The 15,559-nt window shown below is 63.6% G+C and carries 18 protein-coding genes and 2 pseudogenes; 9 read left to right on the plus strand and 11 right to left on the minus strand.

The window, feature by feature from the left end:
* Window positions 1-25: 25 nt before the first annotated feature.
* Complete coding sequence (locus D8Y22_RS16575; protein ID WP_141465806.1) at window positions 26-682, minus strand: helix-turn-helix domain-containing protein; 657 nt, start codon at window positions 680-682, stop codon at window positions 26-28.
* An 85-nt stretch (window positions 683-767) separates the two neighbouring features.
* Between D8Y22_RS16575 and D8Y22_RS16580 the strand changes: the two genes are divergently transcribed.
* Entirely contained in the window at window positions 768-1,757 is a 990-nt protein-coding gene (locus D8Y22_RS16580; RefSeq protein WP_141465807.1) for an NAD-dependent epimerase/dehydratase family protein, read from the plus strand.
* Between the two features lie 15 nt (window positions 1,758-1,772).
* On the opposite strand, the gene D8Y22_RS16585 is transcribed toward D8Y22_RS16580, so the two are convergent.
* The 4 genes from D8Y22_RS16585 to D8Y22_RS16600 all read right to left on the minus strand — a co-directional run bounded on the left by D8Y22_RS16585 (window position 1,773) and on the right by D8Y22_RS16600 (window position 4,512).
* On the minus strand, window positions 1,773-2,273 hold the full coding sequence (locus D8Y22_RS16585) for a hypothetical protein (protein WP_141465808.1): 501 nt from the start codon (window positions 2,271-2,273) through the stop codon (window positions 1,773-1,775).
* Window positions 2,274-2,297: 24 nt separating this feature from the next.
* The gene (gene mch, locus D8Y22_RS16590) at window positions 2,298-3,230 is read right to left on the minus strand and encodes a methenyltetrahydromethanopterin cyclohydrolase (protein WP_141465809.1); all 933 of its coding nucleotides are present in this window, start codon (window positions 3,228-3,230) and stop codon (window positions 2,298-2,300) included.
* A 248-nt stretch (window positions 3,231-3,478) separates the two neighbouring features.
* On the minus strand, window positions 3,479-3,688 hold the full coding sequence (locus D8Y22_RS16595) for a heavy-metal-associated domain-containing protein (protein ID WP_141465810.1): 210 nt from the start codon (window positions 3,686-3,688) through the stop codon (window positions 3,479-3,481).
* A 50-nt stretch (window positions 3,689-3,738) separates the two neighbouring features.
* A complete protein-coding gene (locus D8Y22_RS16600) occupies window positions 3,739-4,512 on the minus strand; it encodes an AAA family ATPase (RefSeq protein ID WP_141465811.1) in 774 nt (257 codons plus the stop codon).
* A 112-nt stretch (window positions 4,513-4,624) separates the two neighbouring features.
* On the opposite strand from D8Y22_RS16600, the gene D8Y22_RS16605 reads away from it, so the two are divergent.
* Together D8Y22_RS16605 and udk are read left to right on the plus strand one after the other, a co-directional pair.
* On the plus strand, window positions 4,625-5,383 hold the full coding sequence (locus D8Y22_RS16605) for a hypothetical protein (RefSeq protein WP_141465812.1): 759 nt from the start codon (window positions 4,625-4,627) through the stop codon (window positions 5,381-5,383).
* Between the two features lie 67 nt (window positions 5,384-5,450).
* Complete coding sequence (gene udk / locus D8Y22_RS16610; protein WP_141466079.1) at window positions 5,451-6,122, plus strand: uridine kinase; 672 nt, start codon at window positions 5,451-5,453, stop codon at window positions 6,120-6,122.
* Between the two features lie 54 nt (window positions 6,123-6,176).
* Here the strand turns inward: udk and pth2 are convergent, their stop codons facing one another.
* Window positions 6,177-6,515, minus strand: a complete 339-nt coding sequence (gene pth2, locus D8Y22_RS16615) for a peptidyl-tRNA hydrolase Pth2 (RefSeq protein ID WP_141465813.1) — start codon at window positions 6,513-6,515, stop codon at window positions 6,177-6,179.
* 94 nt (window positions 6,516-6,609) lie between these two features.
* Here pth2 and D8Y22_RS16620 point away from each other — a divergent pair, with 94 nt between their 5' ends.
* The 3 genes from D8Y22_RS16620 (at window position 6,610) to D8Y22_RS16630 (ending at window position 8,682) form a co-directional block, all read left to right on the plus strand.
* Window positions 6,610-7,215 carry a DsbA family protein gene (locus D8Y22_RS16620; protein ID WP_141465814.1) on the plus strand — a complete coding sequence of 202 codons (606 nt, stop codon included), beginning with the start codon at window positions 6,610-6,612 and terminating at the stop codon, window positions 7,213-7,215.
* An 81-nt stretch (window positions 7,216-7,296) separates the two neighbouring features.
* Complete coding sequence (gene dcd, locus D8Y22_RS16625; protein WP_141465815.1) at window positions 7,297-7,899, plus strand: dCTP deaminase; 603 nt, start codon at window positions 7,297-7,299, stop codon at window positions 7,897-7,899.
* 117 nt (window positions 7,900-8,016) lie between these two features.
* Window positions 8,017-8,682, plus strand: coding sequence for an MBL fold metallo-hydrolase (locus D8Y22_RS16630; protein WP_141465816.1), 666 nt, complete (start codon window positions 8,017-8,019; stop codon window positions 8,680-8,682).
* A 221-nt stretch (window positions 8,683-8,903) separates the two neighbouring features.
* On the opposite strand, the gene D8Y22_RS16635 is transcribed toward D8Y22_RS16630, so the two are convergent.
* A complete protein-coding gene (locus D8Y22_RS16635) occupies window positions 8,904-9,098 on the minus strand; it encodes a cold-shock protein (RefSeq protein WP_006087710.1) in 195 nt (64 codons plus the stop codon).
* Window positions 9,099-9,396: 298 nt separating this feature from the next.
* Here D8Y22_RS16635 and D8Y22_RS16640 point away from each other — a divergent pair.
* From D8Y22_RS16640 to D8Y22_RS16650, 3 genes and pseudogenes are all read left to right on the plus strand, one after another.
* Window positions 9,397-9,681 (plus strand): annotated as a pseudogene (locus tag D8Y22_RS16640) (hypothetical protein); the annotation flags it as partial.
* Between the two features lie 379 nt (window positions 9,682-10,060).
* Entirely contained in the window at window positions 10,061-10,729 is a 669-nt protein-coding gene (locus tag D8Y22_RS16645) for a helix-turn-helix domain-containing protein (protein WP_141465817.1), read from the plus strand.
* 220 nt (window positions 10,730-10,949) lie between these two features.
* A pseudogene (locus D8Y22_RS16650) lies at window positions 10,950-11,582 on the plus strand (PRC-barrel domain containing protein); the annotation flags it as partial.
* 67 nt (window positions 11,583-11,649) lie between these two features.
* Here the strand turns inward: D8Y22_RS16650 and D8Y22_RS16655 are convergent.
* The 4 genes from D8Y22_RS16655 to pyrB form a co-directional block, all read right to left on the minus strand.
* Window positions 11,650-12,708, minus strand: a complete 1,059-nt coding sequence (locus D8Y22_RS16655) for a hypothetical protein (protein ID WP_141465819.1) — start codon at window positions 12,706-12,708, stop codon at window positions 11,650-11,652.
* A gap of 207 nt (window positions 12,709-12,915) precedes the next feature.
* Window positions 12,916-13,755: a hypothetical protein gene (locus D8Y22_RS16660; RefSeq protein ID WP_141465820.1), complete on the minus strand. Its 840-nt coding sequence runs from the start codon at window positions 13,753-13,755 to the stop codon at window positions 12,916-12,918.
* 260 nt (window positions 13,756-14,015) lie between these two features.
* Entirely contained in the window at window positions 14,016-14,504 is a 489-nt protein-coding gene (gene pyrI / locus D8Y22_RS16665; RefSeq protein ID WP_141465821.1) for an aspartate carbamoyltransferase regulatory subunit, read from the minus strand.
* Window positions 14,497-15,432 (minus strand): aspartate carbamoyltransferase, encoded by a 936-nt coding sequence (gene pyrB, locus D8Y22_RS16670; protein ID WP_141465822.1) that lies wholly within the window; start codon window positions 15,430-15,432, stop codon window positions 14,497-14,499. The genes pyrI and pyrB overlap by 8 nt, the downstream gene beginning before the upstream one ends.
* Window positions 15,433-15,559: the final 127 nt, after the last annotated feature.

The raw sequence follows: 15,559 nt of genomic DNA on the forward strand, positions 1-15,559 counted from the left end.
CGAGACTGTCCTGTTCGGGGTCCGGTCACTCGACCGACGAAAGCGACGCTCGCACGAGTTTCGATTGGGCTCGTTGCAGATGCTCCGCCGCCGTCGAGGGTGCACACTCGAGTTCGGCTGCCACGTCCTCGTGGCTCGCTCGGCGTGGGACATCGAAGTACCCCATCTCGAGACCGGCCCGCGCGGCCTCGAGTTGGCGCTTGCTCAGTGCACTCGTCGGCTCGACCGCTTTCGCGGGTGTCCCGATCTCGCGAACGTCGACCGTCATTCCCTCGGGAACGGCATCCATCGCCGTCTGGAGGGCGCGTCGATCGCCGACGACGGTAAACGAGACGCCTGCGTCCGCGTAGACGACGGGCGGCACGACCAAGAGTCCGTCTCGCGTAAACGACCGAAGAACCGTCCGTGACACCGCCGTTCCGTCGTCGCGCACGAATGCGAGCGTGGTCCCGTCCTCGAGTGCGTGCCACTCGACGGTCTCGATTTCGGTGACGTTCTCGAAGGTTGCAGCCAGCGTCGATGCGTCGCCCTCGATCCGGATCAGGACCGTCGCCTGCCCATCGTCCGTGACGTTCCAGGATAGCGTCTCAGCGCGATCGACCACCGCCGGATCGGTCAGCGGCCCGAAGACGGGATGGGATGCCATCGCCGAGCCATGGAGAGTGAGCCTGACGCGTTTCATATGGTCGAATGGTCAGCCGTGGTTCTTAAACGGACAGCACGTCTTCGGGTCAAATTCGATACCGTTCCCTCGACAATAATCTGTCATGGATGTCTTCGTAGCCGGATCGACCGGCGTCCTCGGTCGCCGTATCGTCGCGCAACTCACCGACCGGGGCCACGACGTCGTCGGACTCGTCCGTGACGACGGCGGCGCGGCGCTCGTTCGCGACCGTGGTGCCACGCCGCGCCAGGGTGACGTTCTCGATCGGAGTTCACTCGTCGACGCCGTAGACGACACGGACGTCGTCGTCCACGCGGCGACCGCCATACCCACGGGATCGAAGCCCTCGAAATCGGACTGGGAGCGCAACGATCGGATTCGAACGACGGGTACCCGAACCCTCCTCGAGACAGCCCAGCAGGCCGATGCCGATCGATTTCTCATGCAAAGTGTCGTCTGGGTCGCCCGCCAGCCGGACGGGAGCGCGTTCGACGAGCGCTCAACGCCTACCCCCGATCGGACCACCCGATCCGCACTCGAGGCCGAGCGCCTGCTCGAGCGACGAGCCGCCGATAGCGGCCTCGATACAGTGACCTTGCGGGGTGGCTGGTTCTACGCCCACGACAGCGCACACACGCGCCGGTTCGGACGCGACCTTCTTGCGGGCCGAATGCCGATTGTCGGTGGCGGACTCCTGGGCCGCAGCGACGCCACCCTGTCGACGATTCACGTCGACGACGCCGCGGCCGCATTCGTCGCGGCAGCCGAGGGTGACGCCACCGGACTGTACCACGTCGTCGACGACGAACCCGTGACCCTGGCTGCGTTTCTCCGAACGTTCGCCGATTGCCTCGAGGCTGCGTCGCCGCGGCGTCTCCCCGGTTGGCTCGCCCGCGCGTTCGTCGGTCGAGATACCGTTCGTCTGCTGACGAACTCGATGCCGACCACCAACGACCGCGTCCGCGAAACGTTCGACTGGGAACCGGCCGTTCCGACCTACGAGCAGGGCCTCGAACGAGTTACGGAGCGATGGCTCGAGGACGGACGGATACGCGAGACAACCGACGGCTACGAGTGGGTCGGCGAGGCGTGACGACGGCGCGCGAACTCACCGAGACCGATAGCGGCCGTCGGTTCGCTCCGCGAGGTCGAACAGTACGGCCCACTCGAGGAGGCGCTCGACGCGAGGCGCTCGTGCGTCGTCCTCGCTCTCCCCAGTGGTCCCTCGTGACGCACCGACGCGCGCCTCTCGATCGGCGAGATATCGAGACATTTCCTCGAGGGTGAGCGATCGATCCGCCTCGGCGAGCACCTCGAGGACGGTTTCGACACCGTGGACGCGCTCGCGAAACGCTCGGCGGACGCGATCGGCATCGAACCCCGAGGCGAAATCACGTCGCTGGAAGCCGGTGTCGGTCTCCTCGGCGGCCTCGAGCGCACGCAGAAATGTCAACCAGGTCGCCGCGTCGTCGCGGGTCGACACCGGCGTTTCGGCGACGAGTTCGCCACAACAATCGTCGACGCTATCGGGCTCGGTCGGAACGGCGCGGTGAATCGTCTCAATGGCCGCGAAATCGGCGGGCGGATCGGGAACGGGTTTGAATTTCATAGATGGCGATCGAGGACTCGCTGCTTACAGATCGAACGACTCGACGAGCAGGTCCTCGTCGGTCTCGCCGTGGACGTAGGTCGGACCGCCGAGAACGTCGATCGTCACCTTCCCAGGGGCGAACAGATCCGAGGGGACTTCGTCGAACTGCCAGTCCAAATCGTCGAAGATCTCGGCGAACGGTCGGCTGTGGTCCGTGGCGGCGGCCGACGGGACGTCGTCGAAGATATCGTCGTCCGTTCGAACCGTGAGATGGGCCGTCCCGCCGTAGGCGATCGCGTCGTTCGTGCGGGCGATCGCGGTGCGTTCGTCGTCGGCGACGGGCGCGACCGGTGCACGCCCCGTCGCCGAGACGATATCGTGCAGGTCGTAGCCCAGTTCGGCGAGCCGGAACGTCGCGAGTTCGGCCGCTCGAGCCGCGTTGGTCACGCTGCCGACGAGACTGGCGGTCGGATAGGCAAGCAGGAAGACACTGCTTGGCTCGACCTCCGCGAGTTCGGCGACCTGTTCGGCGGCTGCCTCGGTCGGCTCGTCGGTGGTCTCGACGGCAAGCGCCGTCAGATCGAAGGCGTCGGTGTAGCCGACGCGACGAAACTCCTCTTCGCGAGCGACGAGCGCTCGAGCCGGGCCACTACCCAGCCCCTCGAAGTCGTCGGTCGTCAGCTCCCAACTCGCCTTCTGGGAACACAGCAGCGCCAGCGCCGGCTGGTCGGTCGTCAGTTCGACGAACGGGATCGGCGCGTCGCCGATCGTCCCGAGTTCGTAACTCGGCGTCGCCAGTCCGGCCGTCTGAATCTCGGTGAGCAACAGTCCAGCCTCGACACCGCCGTCGAACTCGAGCCCGAAGTCGATAACCGCTGCGTCGTTAGCGAGATCGTAGCCGCCGACGTTGAGCTCCTCGACGTACTCGAGGGCCTCGTCGACCAGCTCGATCGCCATTCGGTTGAGACTTTCCATGGGCGTGCTTTACCCTCCGTCCGAAAATAGGTTGCCAGTCGTCGTCTGACGGAAGTCCGACTCCCGTGTGCCGCGGTGGGTGATTCCGAGGCCCGGTCGTCGGTATCGTGTTTTGGCTCGGCCGATAGAAACGATAACTGTACGCCGCAGACGATATTTTCTGGCATATCGTTTTTGCTGTACGTCAGTTCCACCACATCCGCGACCAGGGTGGCGGTTACACCCGTACATCGGTACGGCAATCCGTATCAAGCCGCGGGTTCGTAGCCGGCATCCACGATCGTACTCGTGATCGCTTCCTCGTTGACGGTCGCCGTGTCGTGTTCGACCTGTACCTCGTCGGCCTCGTGATTCGCGGTCGCCGACGAGACGCCCGAGAGTGACTCGAGGGCTTCGACAACGGTCGATTCGCAGCCGTCACAGGCCATGCCGGTGACCTCGAGAGTCGTCCGTTCCATAGCCGACGTTCGAACCCCCCGCCGCCGTCGGCGCGTTTTTTCATCGTCGGTCAACGACGGGCCGAATCCGTCCCGCCGCCGAGACCGCTGTCGGTAATCGCAAACTGGGCCGACTCGCCGACCGCCTTCGATCGATGCTTCTCGAGCGTCGCTCGTCGCTTGCCGCCCCGAAACCGCTCGAGTCGTAGGACGACGCCGGTCCAGTGCTCGAGCGTGTTTCCGCCGAGTGCGCGGGTGCGATCGGCGTCGGGATCGGCAAAGACCTGGTTGGTCAGGACGACCGCGAGATCGTGTTTGCGGGCCAGCGAGAGGAGGTGCGTTACCTGCCGCGTCACGCTTCGTAAGGCTTCGCCCTCGTCGCCGTCGGCGGTTCGCTCGAGACGATAGAAGCCGGTCGCGCTGTCGAGAACGATCAGGTCAGCCCGCTGTGCGAACTCCTCGGCGTCGCGAACGGCTGCGGCCTGTTCCTCGAAATCCAGCGCGTCCTCGATAACGATTCGCGAGGCGACGCTCTCGACATCGAGGTCGCCGGTTTCGTCACGGGTGGCCGGCTCGGCGTCGTGGCAGCCGCCTCGAGCGGCTCGCTTGGCGTCCTCGACGTGAGCCGACAGCAGTTGCTCGAAGCGATCGACGGAGACGCCTTCGGTGTCGATGTAGACGACCGTCCCGCCGTCGACTGCTGCCTCGACCGCCGCCGAGAGGGCGACGTTCGTCTTGCCGGCGGCCGGCGGCCCGTACAGCTGTGTGACGGTCCCGCGTTCGAACCCCCCGCCGAGTAACTCGTCGACCGGGCCACAGCCGGTCGAAATCGGCTCGTCGTTCACGGTCAAAATTCGAATCGTTCGCGCAAAAACCCCCCGGAAGCCGCTCGAGGCCAGTCCCGTCCCGACACCGCGAGCGGATACGTTTATTCTGGCCGGTGCCGAAACCCGTGGTGTGATCGTCGTCGCCACGTCGGACTTCGAGCTGTACCACGGGGTCGTCAACGAGCTACGCGACCGCAGCGCGACGTTTACCACGGTCGAACCCGACGAGGCGCTGCCCGACGCAACGACGGTCGTGATCACTGGTCCGGATCACGACGAGGACGTTTCGGCCACGAGCGTGACGACGATCGTCGCATCGCCGGACGAACCGCGTCGAGCGGTCGATCAGGCCCTGACCGCGGTTCGGGGCGAGGGCGGGCGAACGATCGTCGGGGTCGATCCCGGGAAGAAACCGGGTATCGCCGTTCTCGCGGGCGAGACCGTCGTCGCCGCCTTCCAGGTTCCGCTCGGTGACGCTGTCGACGTGATCGAGCGCGAAGTCGACGACGCGGCCGATCCAATCGTCAGAATCGGTGACGGTGCCCGACTCCAGAGTACGAAACTCGTCAACGACCTCGAGGATGTCCGCGTCGAACTCGTCGACGAGACCGCGACGACGCCCTACCTCGGTACCGGCGCACGCGGCATGGAAGACGTCCTGGCCGCGGTGAATATCGCTCGCCTCGAGGGCGAGGTCGTCGACGGTCGCGAGATCGAGCCCACAGCTGGTGAGTTACAAGTCATCAAGGATCGCTCACGCGAGCACAGCGAGACGAATCGAGCGATCGACGAGATGCTGGCCCGACGGGTCGCAGCCGGCGAGTTGACGATCGAAGAGGCGCTGTCGGAACATCGATCGCGCGGTGACGACGCGGACGAGCTGTCCTAACGTGACCGCATCGTCGACACCGCTCGAGATCATCGGATTCAAGACTGGCGACCGCAAGCTACTGACGATGAGTATCCCGTCGTTTGCAATCGGCATCGCCGGCGGAACGGGGGCTGGGAAGACGACGGTCGCACGCAACGTCGCCGACACCGTCGGGGAGCCGGTCACGCGGATTCCACTCGACAACTACTACGAAGAACTCTCTCACCTCGAGTACGAGCAACGGGCCGACGTGAACTACGACCATCCCGATGCCTTCGAGTGGGAACTGCTTCGCGAGCACCTCGAGTCGCTGTTACTCGGCCAGTCCGTCGAGATGCCACAGTACGATTTCGAGATCCACAACCGGACGGACGAACGCATCACGGTCGAGCCGTCGGACGTGATCGTTCTCGAGGGAATCTTCGCGCTGTTCGACAAGACGATCCGCGAGATGCTCGACCTTCGGGTCTACGTGATGACCGATGCCGACGTGCGCATCCTCCGGCGAATCGAACGCGATGTCGTCGAACGCGGTCGCGACCTCGAGGGCGTTATCGAACAGTATTTAGAGACGGTCAAGCCGATGCACGAACAGTTCGTTGCCCCGACGCGCAAGCAAGCCGACGTCATCATCCCCGAAGGCGCAAACCGGATGGCCGTCGACCTCCTGATCGACAAGATCGACGCCGAACGCGAGGACGAGGGCCGATCGAGCGCCGGTCGGGAGCGGTCCGTCGACTCGCCGACGCTCGAGTAGATACCGGCGCCATCCACCTGATACCGAACCGATCCACGCCGCGTCCACGCCACCTCAAAACAGCGGGAGATCGCCGGTGATCCGATCGACGCGGTCGTCGGCCGCCGGGCCGACGGCAAGTGCCGTGACGGTCCCGGGCTCGAGTTGGGTGTGGCCGGCGTCGCGGATCAGCGCGTTCGCAACGCCGTCGCTGTCGGCGATTTCGGAGAGTTCGTGCAGTTGCCGTTCGCTCTCGCCCTCGAGAACGATCTTCTTCTGTCCGCCCTGCTTCCACTGGTTGCGAAGCTGGCTGTCCGCCGTTTCGTACGCCGACAGCGACGCGTGGGCGACCTGTGCGGCGAGTTTGCCCTGACCCATCCCGATATCGGTGCGAGCGACGATGGCCTGTTTCATAGCTCTCCCCTCACGATCGACGGATAAATCGCCACCGGTCGAGCCGTTGCCCGGATGCGATACGTATTTGCGCGCGGAATCACTAGCGGCCGTCATGAACCTGACACGGCGTGGGCTTCTCGGAACCGCGGCGGCCGCCGGTACCGGAATCGCCGCCGGCTGTCTCGGCAGCGAAGACGCACCCGACCCGCCCGTCGCAGGCGATCCGGACGCCGACGTAACAGTCGCGGTCTACGAGGACTTCTCCTGTCCGTACTGTCGAGACTTCAAACTCGAGGTCTTTCCGCAACTCGAGGAGGCGTATCTCGATTCGGGCGCGATTCGCTACGAGCACCGCGACTTCCCGATTCCGGTCGACGACACCTGGTCGTGGGCCGTCGCCAGCGGCGCTCGAGAGGTCTTCGAAAGCGACGGCGACGACGCTTTCTTCTCCTTTGCCGGCGAGATCTACGAACACCAGAACGGCTACGGCTACGATACGATCGAGAGCGTCGCCGACGACCTCGACCTCGACGGGCCGAGCGTTCGCGAGGCCGCCGAAGACGAAACCCACCGCGACACCCTTGAGGCCGACCGCTCGAACGGCGAATCCAACGGCGTCGGCGGCACCCCGACCGTCTTCGTCGACGGCGATATCGTCGACCTCGAGGCCATCGCGTTCGACCCCGTCGCCGCGGCGATCGACGACGCCCGGGAGTAACGCTCGACGATCAGCGGTCGATCCGACCGCGGTCGACATCGAATCGGGCAATTTACCACAGCGCCGTTCGACTCGTCGGGTATGATCCTCTCCGATGCGGACATTCTGCGGCGGCTCGAGGACGGCGACCTCGTCGTCGATCCGCTCGACAATCCCGAGTTGCAGATCCAACCCGCAAGCGTCGACCTGCGACTCGGCCGGGAGTTTCTCGAGTTCCAGCGAACGAACATCCCCTGTATCCATCCCAACTCCGAACGCGAGGTCGACGAGTACGTCACCGAGACGGTCGTCGACGACGACGACGACTTTATCCTGCATCCCGGCGACTTCGTCCTCGGGACGACCTACGAGCGCGTCGAGATTCCTGCGGATCTGATCGCCCACGTCGAGGGGCGGTCTTCCCTGGGGAGGCTTGCCGTGGTAGTTCATGCCACAGCAGGCCTCTGCGATCCGGGATATCGCGGCCAGATCACCCTCGAGCTGTCGAATCTCGGGAGTGCACCCGTTGCCCTGACACCAGGGATGCGCATCTCGCAGTTGACGTTTACCGAACTCAAGACCGAAGCCGATCGACCCTACGGCAGCGATCGGGGCTCGAAGTACCAGGATCAGGACGGTCCCCAGGCTTCCCGCATCCAGAGCGATGACGAGTTCGGCGGCGACCAACTCGAGCGCGAGGAGTGACCCAGTACGAGTCGCCGGCGTGACCCGGTGGCGTCGGTTACCACCCAGGGTGTACGAACGCGTCGCGCCACCGTGTGTGGGTAACGAATAACCCACAGAAGCACGTATCCCGAGACGATGACAGTCGAATACGACGGCCTCGAGTTCGAACGGCTCGGCCACGCAAGCGTTCGCATCGAGACGGACGACGGGACGGTCCTGTACGTCGATCCCTGGAGTGACCTCCTCGCGGACGAACCCGGCGACGCCGACGTCGTCCTCGTAACTCACGAGGACTTCGATCACTACGATCCCGACGGCATCGAGGCCGTCGCCGCGAGCGAGACGACAGTCGCCGCCTTCGAGGGTGTCGACACCAGCGCCCTCGAGACCGATGTCCTCGAGCTCCCCCACGAGGGCGAAGCGACCGTCGACGGCATCGATGTCGAGACGATGCCCGCCTACAACGAACCCGACGGCGCTCACGTCGACGACGACGGGAACCCGTTCCACGCCGAGGGCGACGGGATCGGCCTGCTGGTATCGCTCGAGGGGACCACCGTCTTTCTCCCCTCCGATTCCGACTTCCTCGTGCATCACGAATCCGTCACGGCGAACGTCTTCGTCCCGCCGATCGGCGGCCACTTCACGATGGATCGCCACGAGGCCGCCGACTTCGCTCGATCTGTCGACCCGGATCTCGTCTTGCCGATCCACTACGACACGTTCGATCCGATCGAAACCGACGCCGAGGCGTTCGCTGACGACCTCGAGGAAGACGGGGTACAGGTCGAACTGTTCTGAACGTGTGACGGAGTATGACACGTAGCGACCGGAACCCCATCCTTCAGGGGTGGGAGGATGTCAAGCGCTGGCGTCACCGGCGATACGCTACCCGATCGACGCTGTGGTCGGACACAAGAAACAAGACCCGCTCGCTGTCGACCGGCACACCTGCTCTGTGGGTGACGCTGCGAAAAATGATCTGCTAGTTATCGTCGCCGTGAGGCGACGGATAGACGATATTAGTTGCGGACGACGTTCGTCGCGCGTGGACCCTTGGGGGCCTGTTCGATATCGAATTCGATCTCTGTGCCTTCTTCGAGGTCCGGACCGCCAACGTCTTCCATGTGGAAGAAAACGTCATCGTCCGCATCGTCCGTCGAAATGAAACCGTAGCCGCCTGTGTCGTTGAAGAAATCAACGTTACCGTTTGCCATTACAACCAACTGTAGGATCGGACCCGGCATAACCTTTGCGAGGGTCGTGGTACCACGACGGTCGATGTCCACTCGTCCACTCCGGGAGTGGCCTGCTGCAAGGATACGTCCGGACTGATGTCCGTCAGTGCTGTCTTCCCAGGCCTTGGGAAGAGCCGCCGGGTGAAATACCGTCTGTGCTGTAGCGTCGACTATGACAACCGAGCGACCCCAGACCGACGACGAGATCAGGCGAGCGGTCGTCGACCGCGTTCGGGAGGTCCAGATCGTCGACGGCGATCTGATCAGCGAGGAACTCCTCGAGGCGTCGGTCTCGAACGGCGAGATCACGCGGTTGGGTCCCTCGATGAACTACGGTGAGGCGACCGATCTCGACGGGAATCAGGCGACACAGCGCTGGGACCCGCGGGTCTGTAACAAGGGTCTCGCGATGATCGAGCGCTTCTACAGCGAGCGTCGCGTGAAGGCCCCGATGGTCCGCGAGGGGTTCATGGAGTGGGTCGAGGACGGCTTCCCGCGTGATTCCGACGGATCGATGCCCGTCGAATACGCCAACCGTGGCGAGGACGACTTCATCGAGGTCGTCGGCCGAGGTGAGGACGACCGCGCGGCGCTTCTCGAAACGATTCGAGCGCTCGAGCCGCTGCGATTTGGCTCCGCCACTGGCGCTGTGAGTGATGACGACCGGTAGCTCGGCAGTCCCCCGGCAACCAGACAGTCGCCGACGACCGGGTAGTTGCATACGACCCGGTGTCGTTCTTTACCGGAGATCACCCGGACGGGTCGCTGATCACCGAAAAAAACGCTCCGACGGCCGTATTAGTCGGTCTGACCGACAGTCCATTGGCTCCAACAGACGGGCAGAAAGAACGGTTCAGATGTCTCGAAAGTCGCTATAAGAGTTTCTAATCTCTTTGGAAGTGAGATTATACGGGTCCCCGTTGTAGCAGGGGGTGAGACATATGACATCGATCGCTGACATCGAGATTCCGGCCGAGGGAACCGGACTTGGCGAACTCTTCGAAACGGTACCGTCGCTGAACTGCGAGATGGAGCGAGTCATCGCCTCGAGCGGGCACGGGCTGTGGCTCTCGGGGCCGCCACAGGACGATGTCGAGATGGCTTTAGAAGAGGCCGACGCGATCGGGGAATACTCGCTGATCAGCGACGACGACGATCGCTGGCTCTACGACCTCGAGTTCGATCCCGACACCGTCGACGTCTTCGCAGTCGTCCTCGAAGAGGGCGGGACGGTGTTGAGCGCGTCAGCCTCGAGTGGCACCTGGCTGTTGAGCATCCGCGTGGTCGATCGCGAGTGCGTGAGTTCGCTCTACGACCGACTCGTCGAGAACGACATCTCGCCGACGATCGTCCGGCTGTTCGATCTGGCCGAGGAGAGCCACTCCCAGTGTGGCCTGACGCCGCGGCAGTACGAGACGCTGGTCGCGGCCATCGACCACGGCTACTTCGAGATTCCGCGCGAGGTATCGATGCAGGAGCTGTCCGAGGAACTGGACATCTCACACCAGGCGCTCTCCGAACGCCTCCGCCGTGCCTACCGCGCGCTCGTCACCGCCGAACTGAACGTCGCCGAAGACGAAACGACAGCGCCGCCGATCCCGCTCGATTGATCCGCGGCGACTCGAGCGTCGTCCACGGGCTGTCGACGGTGTCGAGAACGAACCCTCCGGCCGAACACGGCGGTCCACGAGTGTCCGTTTCCAACCGCGTTTTTGACAGCCGCCTACTGATGGTGTCGCCACAGTTCGGCAAAACGACGGACTCGAGCCCGATCGGTCGGTACTTGCAAGCCACACCGTTGTGTGGGTCGGTGTCGTGTTATCGACTGCAATGAGTCCAGAGTTTACTGACGACGATATCGGCAAGACGGTTATCAACGCGCGAGACGAGGAAGTCGGCATCGTGGCGGATGTCGAACACGGGACGGCTCACGTCGAGCCCGACCCCGGGATCACGGACACCATCAAAGCGAAACTCGGCTGGGGTGGCACCGACGACGACACCTATCCCCTCCAGGAACAGGCCGTGACCCGCGTGACCGACGACGCGGTCCACCTCGAGAGCGACCTCTCGGACAGCGAGTCCGAGATGGGTACCACCGACGAAGGCATGGGGACGAGTGCCGCTGGCGGCGAAGCCGGAATGGGTACGGAGACCACCGGCAGTGCCGGCGCCGGAACGACGGCTGATCGAGATACCGACACGGATGACGGTCTGCTCGGTGACGATGACGACGATCTCGTGGACGATGACGATGGGCTGATGGGCGACGACGGCGACCGTGGCCGGAGCGACGACGACCTGATCGGTGACGACGATGACGGGTTAACGGACGACGATGAAGGATTGATGGACGACGATGACGACGGGTTGATGGGCGATGACGATGACGACGATTTGATCGGCGATGACGATGAAGGATTGATGGACGACGATGACGACGATCTCCTGAGCGATGATGACGGCGAGATCCGATAGGAACAGCGCATTTTCGAGGAACGGCCGACCGACGGATAGCTGACGCGTCGACTTACTCTTCGTCGGCGTCTTGCTCGTCCTGACTGTCGTCGGACGCCGCCTCGCTATCGCCAGTTGATGAGTGCTCGTCGGTCAGCCCTCGTTCCGAATCGATTCGCTGGGAGTACTGGTCCTGTGGCCGATCCCGTTCGTCGCGACCGCGCTGTTGGGGGTCCTGCTGTCGATACCGTGGCGATTGCCGTTGCCCTCGAGTAGGCTGAGCACGCTCGCGCGGCTGTTCCTGCCCGCGCTGGGACTGGTCCGCTCGAGTCGGCTCCCCGAGTTGGGACTGTGGTTCGGGTGGAGCCTCTCGTGGTGGTCGATCCCCCTGTTCTCGCGGTGGTCGGTCACCCTGCGGTTGTTCGCGTCCGCCACTGGTTGCCGGCGGCGGAGTTTGCTGTCGCGACTGACCGCCGGGTTCGCCGCTGTGCATCTCTTCTCGAGGAACCCATTCGCCGGTCTCCGGTCGTTGTGGGTCCGAGCGTTGTCCCCGATCACCCGTCCGCTGGGAACGCCCTCGAGGGCCCTGCTGGTGTCGCTCCCGGGGCTGTTGTCCGCCGGCGCTGTCGGTGTGTGTCGTCCGTCGAGGCTGCCGTTCTCCGCGGTGAGTCTCGCCCTCCAGCTGTCGATCACGACTGCCCTCCAGCTGTCGGCCGCGATTGCCTTCCGTCCGTTGACTCCTTTCCAGTGGCTGGCTGCGCTCGCCCATCGATGACCGCTGTTCGGCCATCTGGCTGCTCGTCTGTTCGGTTAGTTCCCGCGTCGGGCGGGCGGATACCTCCATCCCCGACTCGAGGGCACGCTCGAGTTCCGGCATGGCCGCTTGCATTCCCTGCAGGTAGCTCTCGAGCATCGATCGCGTAAACTGCTGGGCCGGACCGCTCCCCATCATCGAGTGGGTCATCTCCATGCCCTGTTTCTGGGCCGTCTGTTGCCACTCCAGCGCACTCAGAGTCATCCGCGCCATGTTTTGCTGAAGATCCAACAGCTGTTCGATAGCAGTCTGGCTCTGATTCATCGTCTCGTCGTACGCTCCGCCAGTCGGGTCCGTGTTCGATTGATCGTCTCTCATGTGAATCACGTCGGGAATTTCGACTGCATGGCCGCCGGCGAGTGTCGCACCAGCGGTCCCGGACAGTCGATCCCCGGTCGGTACGGTCGGCAACTGAGAGCGAAATAAAGGCCGGCGTCGGTTCCAGATGATTGCCCAGCGGTAACGCACAGCTACTACGACGACCCGCTGTAAGCGACGGTTACCCGCGATCGGTCGTCGGCCGGCTCAGGACTCGGGTCCGGGATCGCCGTGTGTGACGCCGTCGCGTCCCTCCGCCTGCATCCGCCGAAGCGTCGCCCGAGCGTTGCTCGCCTCGTAGCCGAAGAAGACATCCTTCCCGTAGGCAGCTGCGACCTCGGTCGCGTGAATCAGGTTGTCGACATCGACGTTTACCGCGTACAATTCGATATTAAACGGCGTCTCGAGCGCGCTCTCGAAGCCGCGAGCGATCGTCTCGAGCCAGTAGGTCGTTTCGTAGGCCATGTCGTACAGCGGGACGACGAACTCGTCGACGTGTTCTTCGAGCGCCTCGAGGTCGAGCCCTGCACGTTCGTAGAGATGACCAGGATAGGGGTCGGGATAGAGCGTCATGTAGACGGTACCGGGGATGCGATCGACCGCTTCCTCGACGAACTCGGTGATGACGCTTGCGCGCCACGCGAAGCGGTCGTCGAACTCGCTTTGCTCGAAGCGCTGCTCGCAGACGCCACACCGGCAGTATTCGGCCCGCGGAAAACCCACGTCGTCGAGTCGAACGTCGCCGTTGGCCGCGACGCAGTCGTCGATGATCTCGAACAAGCCGTCGCGGTAGTCCTCCCGACACGGACAGATGTAGGCCCAGTCGAAGTACGACCGATCCCGAGTGGCTGGACGGCCCATGTCGTCGACGGGAACCAGCGACGGGTCGGCGTCTGCGGCCGCGTTGTCGCCGAAACACGACACCATGTTCACCCCGTCCTCGATCGGATCGGCAGACCGGCCGGTCACGTCTTTGACCTCGTAGAAGCCGCGATCGAACTCCGGCCACTGGACCTCGTCTGCATTTCGCGTGACGACGCCGTACATACCTGGGGGTACGTCGCCGTCACCGTAAGCCGTTCGGAACTGTTCGATGCGTTATTCGATCGGATCGTACTCGATCTCGGCCTCCGAGGAGCCGCCGATGACGACTTTCAAGAGGACTGCGATGACGACCAGGGCGATCAGGATTTTGATTGTCCGTGACATATACGAGTGAGTAATTGAGCGGCTCCCACTTAGATATTCTGGATGGAGTCCATACAAGAAAGGACAATCACCAACGGTGACCGTTCGAGCACGACGGGTTATGTTTCGATCAGGGACGCGATTTCGTCGCGGACGATCGTTCCGCAGTACGAACACCGAACGCCCTCCTCGAGCACTTCGAATCGGGACGTGACGGGTTCGTCGCCGGTGGAGATACATGCCGGGTTCGGACACGTAAGAACGCCATCGACCGCCGGTGGGCGCTCGACGCGGTGTTTTTCGATGACCTCGTACTCGCGGACGATGTTGATCGTCGCGTCGGGCGCGATCAACGAGAGGACATCGACCTCGTCCTGGCTCAACTCCCGGCCCTCGACCTTGACGATATCTTTGCGCGCGAACCGGTCGGATGGGACGTTCATCCCGATCGAAACCTCCTCACCCTCGTTGCCGTCGATACCGAGAATTGCGAGGACGTTCAACGCTTGCCCACCGCGAACGTGGTCGATGACGGTGCCGTCACGAATCTTGCTAACCCGAAGTTCGTGGTCGTCTTTGCCGTCGTGGTGGTCGTGGTCGTCACTCATCATCCTCACCTCGAGCGTCGGAGAGGAGTAAATCCAGTAACGCCATCCGCACCGGGACGCCGTTGTGTGCTTGTTCGAAATATGCGGCGTAGTCCGTGTCGTCGATCGCCGGATCGATCTCGTCGACGCGGGGGAGCGGATGCATCACGGTCAGGTCGTCGGCGGCATCCTCGAGCGTTTCCGGGTCGATCTGGTACTCGCCGGCGACCTGCTGGTACTCGTTTTCGTCGGGAAAGCGCTCGCGCTGAATGCGCGTGACATAGAGGACGTCGAGCGACGGCAGGATCTCCTCGAGGGAGTCGTGTTCGCGGATCTGCGTGCCGTCCTGGGCCTGGTGGAGGTCGTAGACGACCTCGCGTGGCAGTTGCAGGCTCTCCGGGCTGATGAAGTGCTGGCGGGTATCGAAGTTCGAGAGCGCGTAGGACAGCGAGTGGACGGTTCGACCGTACTTCAGGTCGCCCATGATCCCGATCGTCAGGTCGTCGAGGCCGGCGTTCTCCCGGATCGTATAGAGATCGAGCAGCGTCTGGGTCGGATGATGACCCGCACCGTCGCCAGCGTTCAAAAGCGGCACGTCGACGAACTCACTGGCCATCGTCGCCGCCCCTTGCTTTGGATGGCGCAAGACGAGCGCGTCGGCGTAGCCCTCGATGACCCGAACCGTATCCGCGAGCGTTTCGCCTTTCGTCACGCTCGAGGATTCGACAGCCCCCATGTCGACGATATCGCCCCCCAGACGCTTCATCGCGGTTTCGAAACTCATCTTCGTCCGCGTACTCGGCTCGTAAAAGAGCAGTCCGAGCAGCGTTCCGGCGTGGCGATCGGCGACGGCGGCCCGATCGGCGTCGATCTCGGCTGCACGGTCGAGGACGGTTTCGATGTCCGTCCGCGAGAGTTGTTTGCTCGTGATGAGGTGATCGTGGCGCATTCATGTTCCAACGCTCTTGCACGGACCTTCAAACCTCCCGTTCATCGTCGACGGCGTGAGCGAGTCGCACGCGATGAGTTAGTTCCCTGTCGTTTCGGGCTGAAGCCAAAGAGTTATGCAGACAGTA

It is taken from the genome of Salinadaptatus halalkaliphilus (assembly GCF_006543045.1).
Lineage (GTDB): Archaea > Halobacteriota > Halobacteria > Halobacteriales > Natrialbaceae > Salinadaptatus > Salinadaptatus halalkaliphilus.

Excerpts from the sequence above, each read along its gene's own strand:
- pth2 (WP_141465813.1), bottom strand. The coding sequence starts at position 6,515 with ATGAAACAGGCCATCGTCGCTCGCACCGATATCGGGATGGGTCAGGGC.
- mch (WP_141465809.1), bottom strand. The coding sequence starts at position 3,230 with ATGGAAAGTCTCAACCGAATGGCGATCGAGCTGGTCGACGAGGCCCTC.
- D8Y22_RS16655 (WP_141465819.1), bottom strand. The coding sequence starts at position 12,708 with ATGAGAGACGATCAATCGAACACGGACCCGACTGGCGGAGCGTACGAC.
- D8Y22_RS16620 (WP_141465814.1), top strand. The coding sequence starts at position 6,610 with ATGAACCTGACACGGCGTGGGCTTCTCGGAACCGCGGCGGCCGCCGGT.
- pyrB (WP_141465822.1), bottom strand. The coding sequence starts at position 15,432 with ATGCGCCACGATCACCTCATCACGAGCAAACAACTCTCGCGGACGGAC.
- D8Y22_RS16595 (WP_141465810.1), bottom strand. The coding sequence starts at position 3,688 with ATGGAACGGACGACTCTCGAGGTCACCGGCATGGCCTGTGACGGCTGC.
- dcd (WP_141465815.1), top strand. The coding sequence starts at position 7,297 with ATGATCCTCTCCGATGCGGACATTCTGCGGCGGCTCGAGGACGGCGAC.
- D8Y22_RS16580 (WP_141465807.1), top strand. The coding sequence starts at position 768 with ATGGATGTCTTCGTAGCCGGATCGACCGGCGTCCTCGGTCGCCGTATC.
- udk (WP_141466079.1), top strand. The coding sequence starts at position 5,451 with ATGAGTATCCCGTCGTTTGCAATCGGCATCGCCGGCGGAACGGGGGCT.
- D8Y22_RS16635 (WP_006087710.1), bottom strand. The coding sequence starts at position 9,098 with ATGGCAAACGGTAACGTTGATTTCTTCAACGACACAGGCGGCTACGGT.
- D8Y22_RS16575 (WP_141465806.1), bottom strand. The coding sequence starts at position 682 with ATGAAACGCGTCAGGCTCACTCTCCATGGCTCGGCGATGGCATCCCAT.
- pyrI (WP_141465821.1), bottom strand. The coding sequence starts at position 14,504 with ATGAGTGACGACCACGACCACCACGACGGCAAAGACGACCACGAACTT.
- D8Y22_RS16645 (WP_141465817.1), top strand. The coding sequence starts at position 10,061 with ATGACATCGATCGCTGACATCGAGATTCCGGCCGAGGGAACCGGACTT.
- D8Y22_RS16630 (WP_141465816.1), top strand. The coding sequence starts at position 8,017 with ATGACAGTCGAATACGACGGCCTCGAGTTCGAACGGCTCGGCCACGCA.
- D8Y22_RS16660 (WP_141465820.1), bottom strand. The coding sequence starts at position 13,755 with ATGTACGGCGTCGTCACGCGAAATGCAGACGAGGTCCAGTGGCCGGAG.
- D8Y22_RS16585 (WP_141465808.1), bottom strand. The coding sequence starts at position 2,273 with ATGAAATTCAAACCCGTTCCCGATCCGCCCGCCGATTTCGCGGCCATT.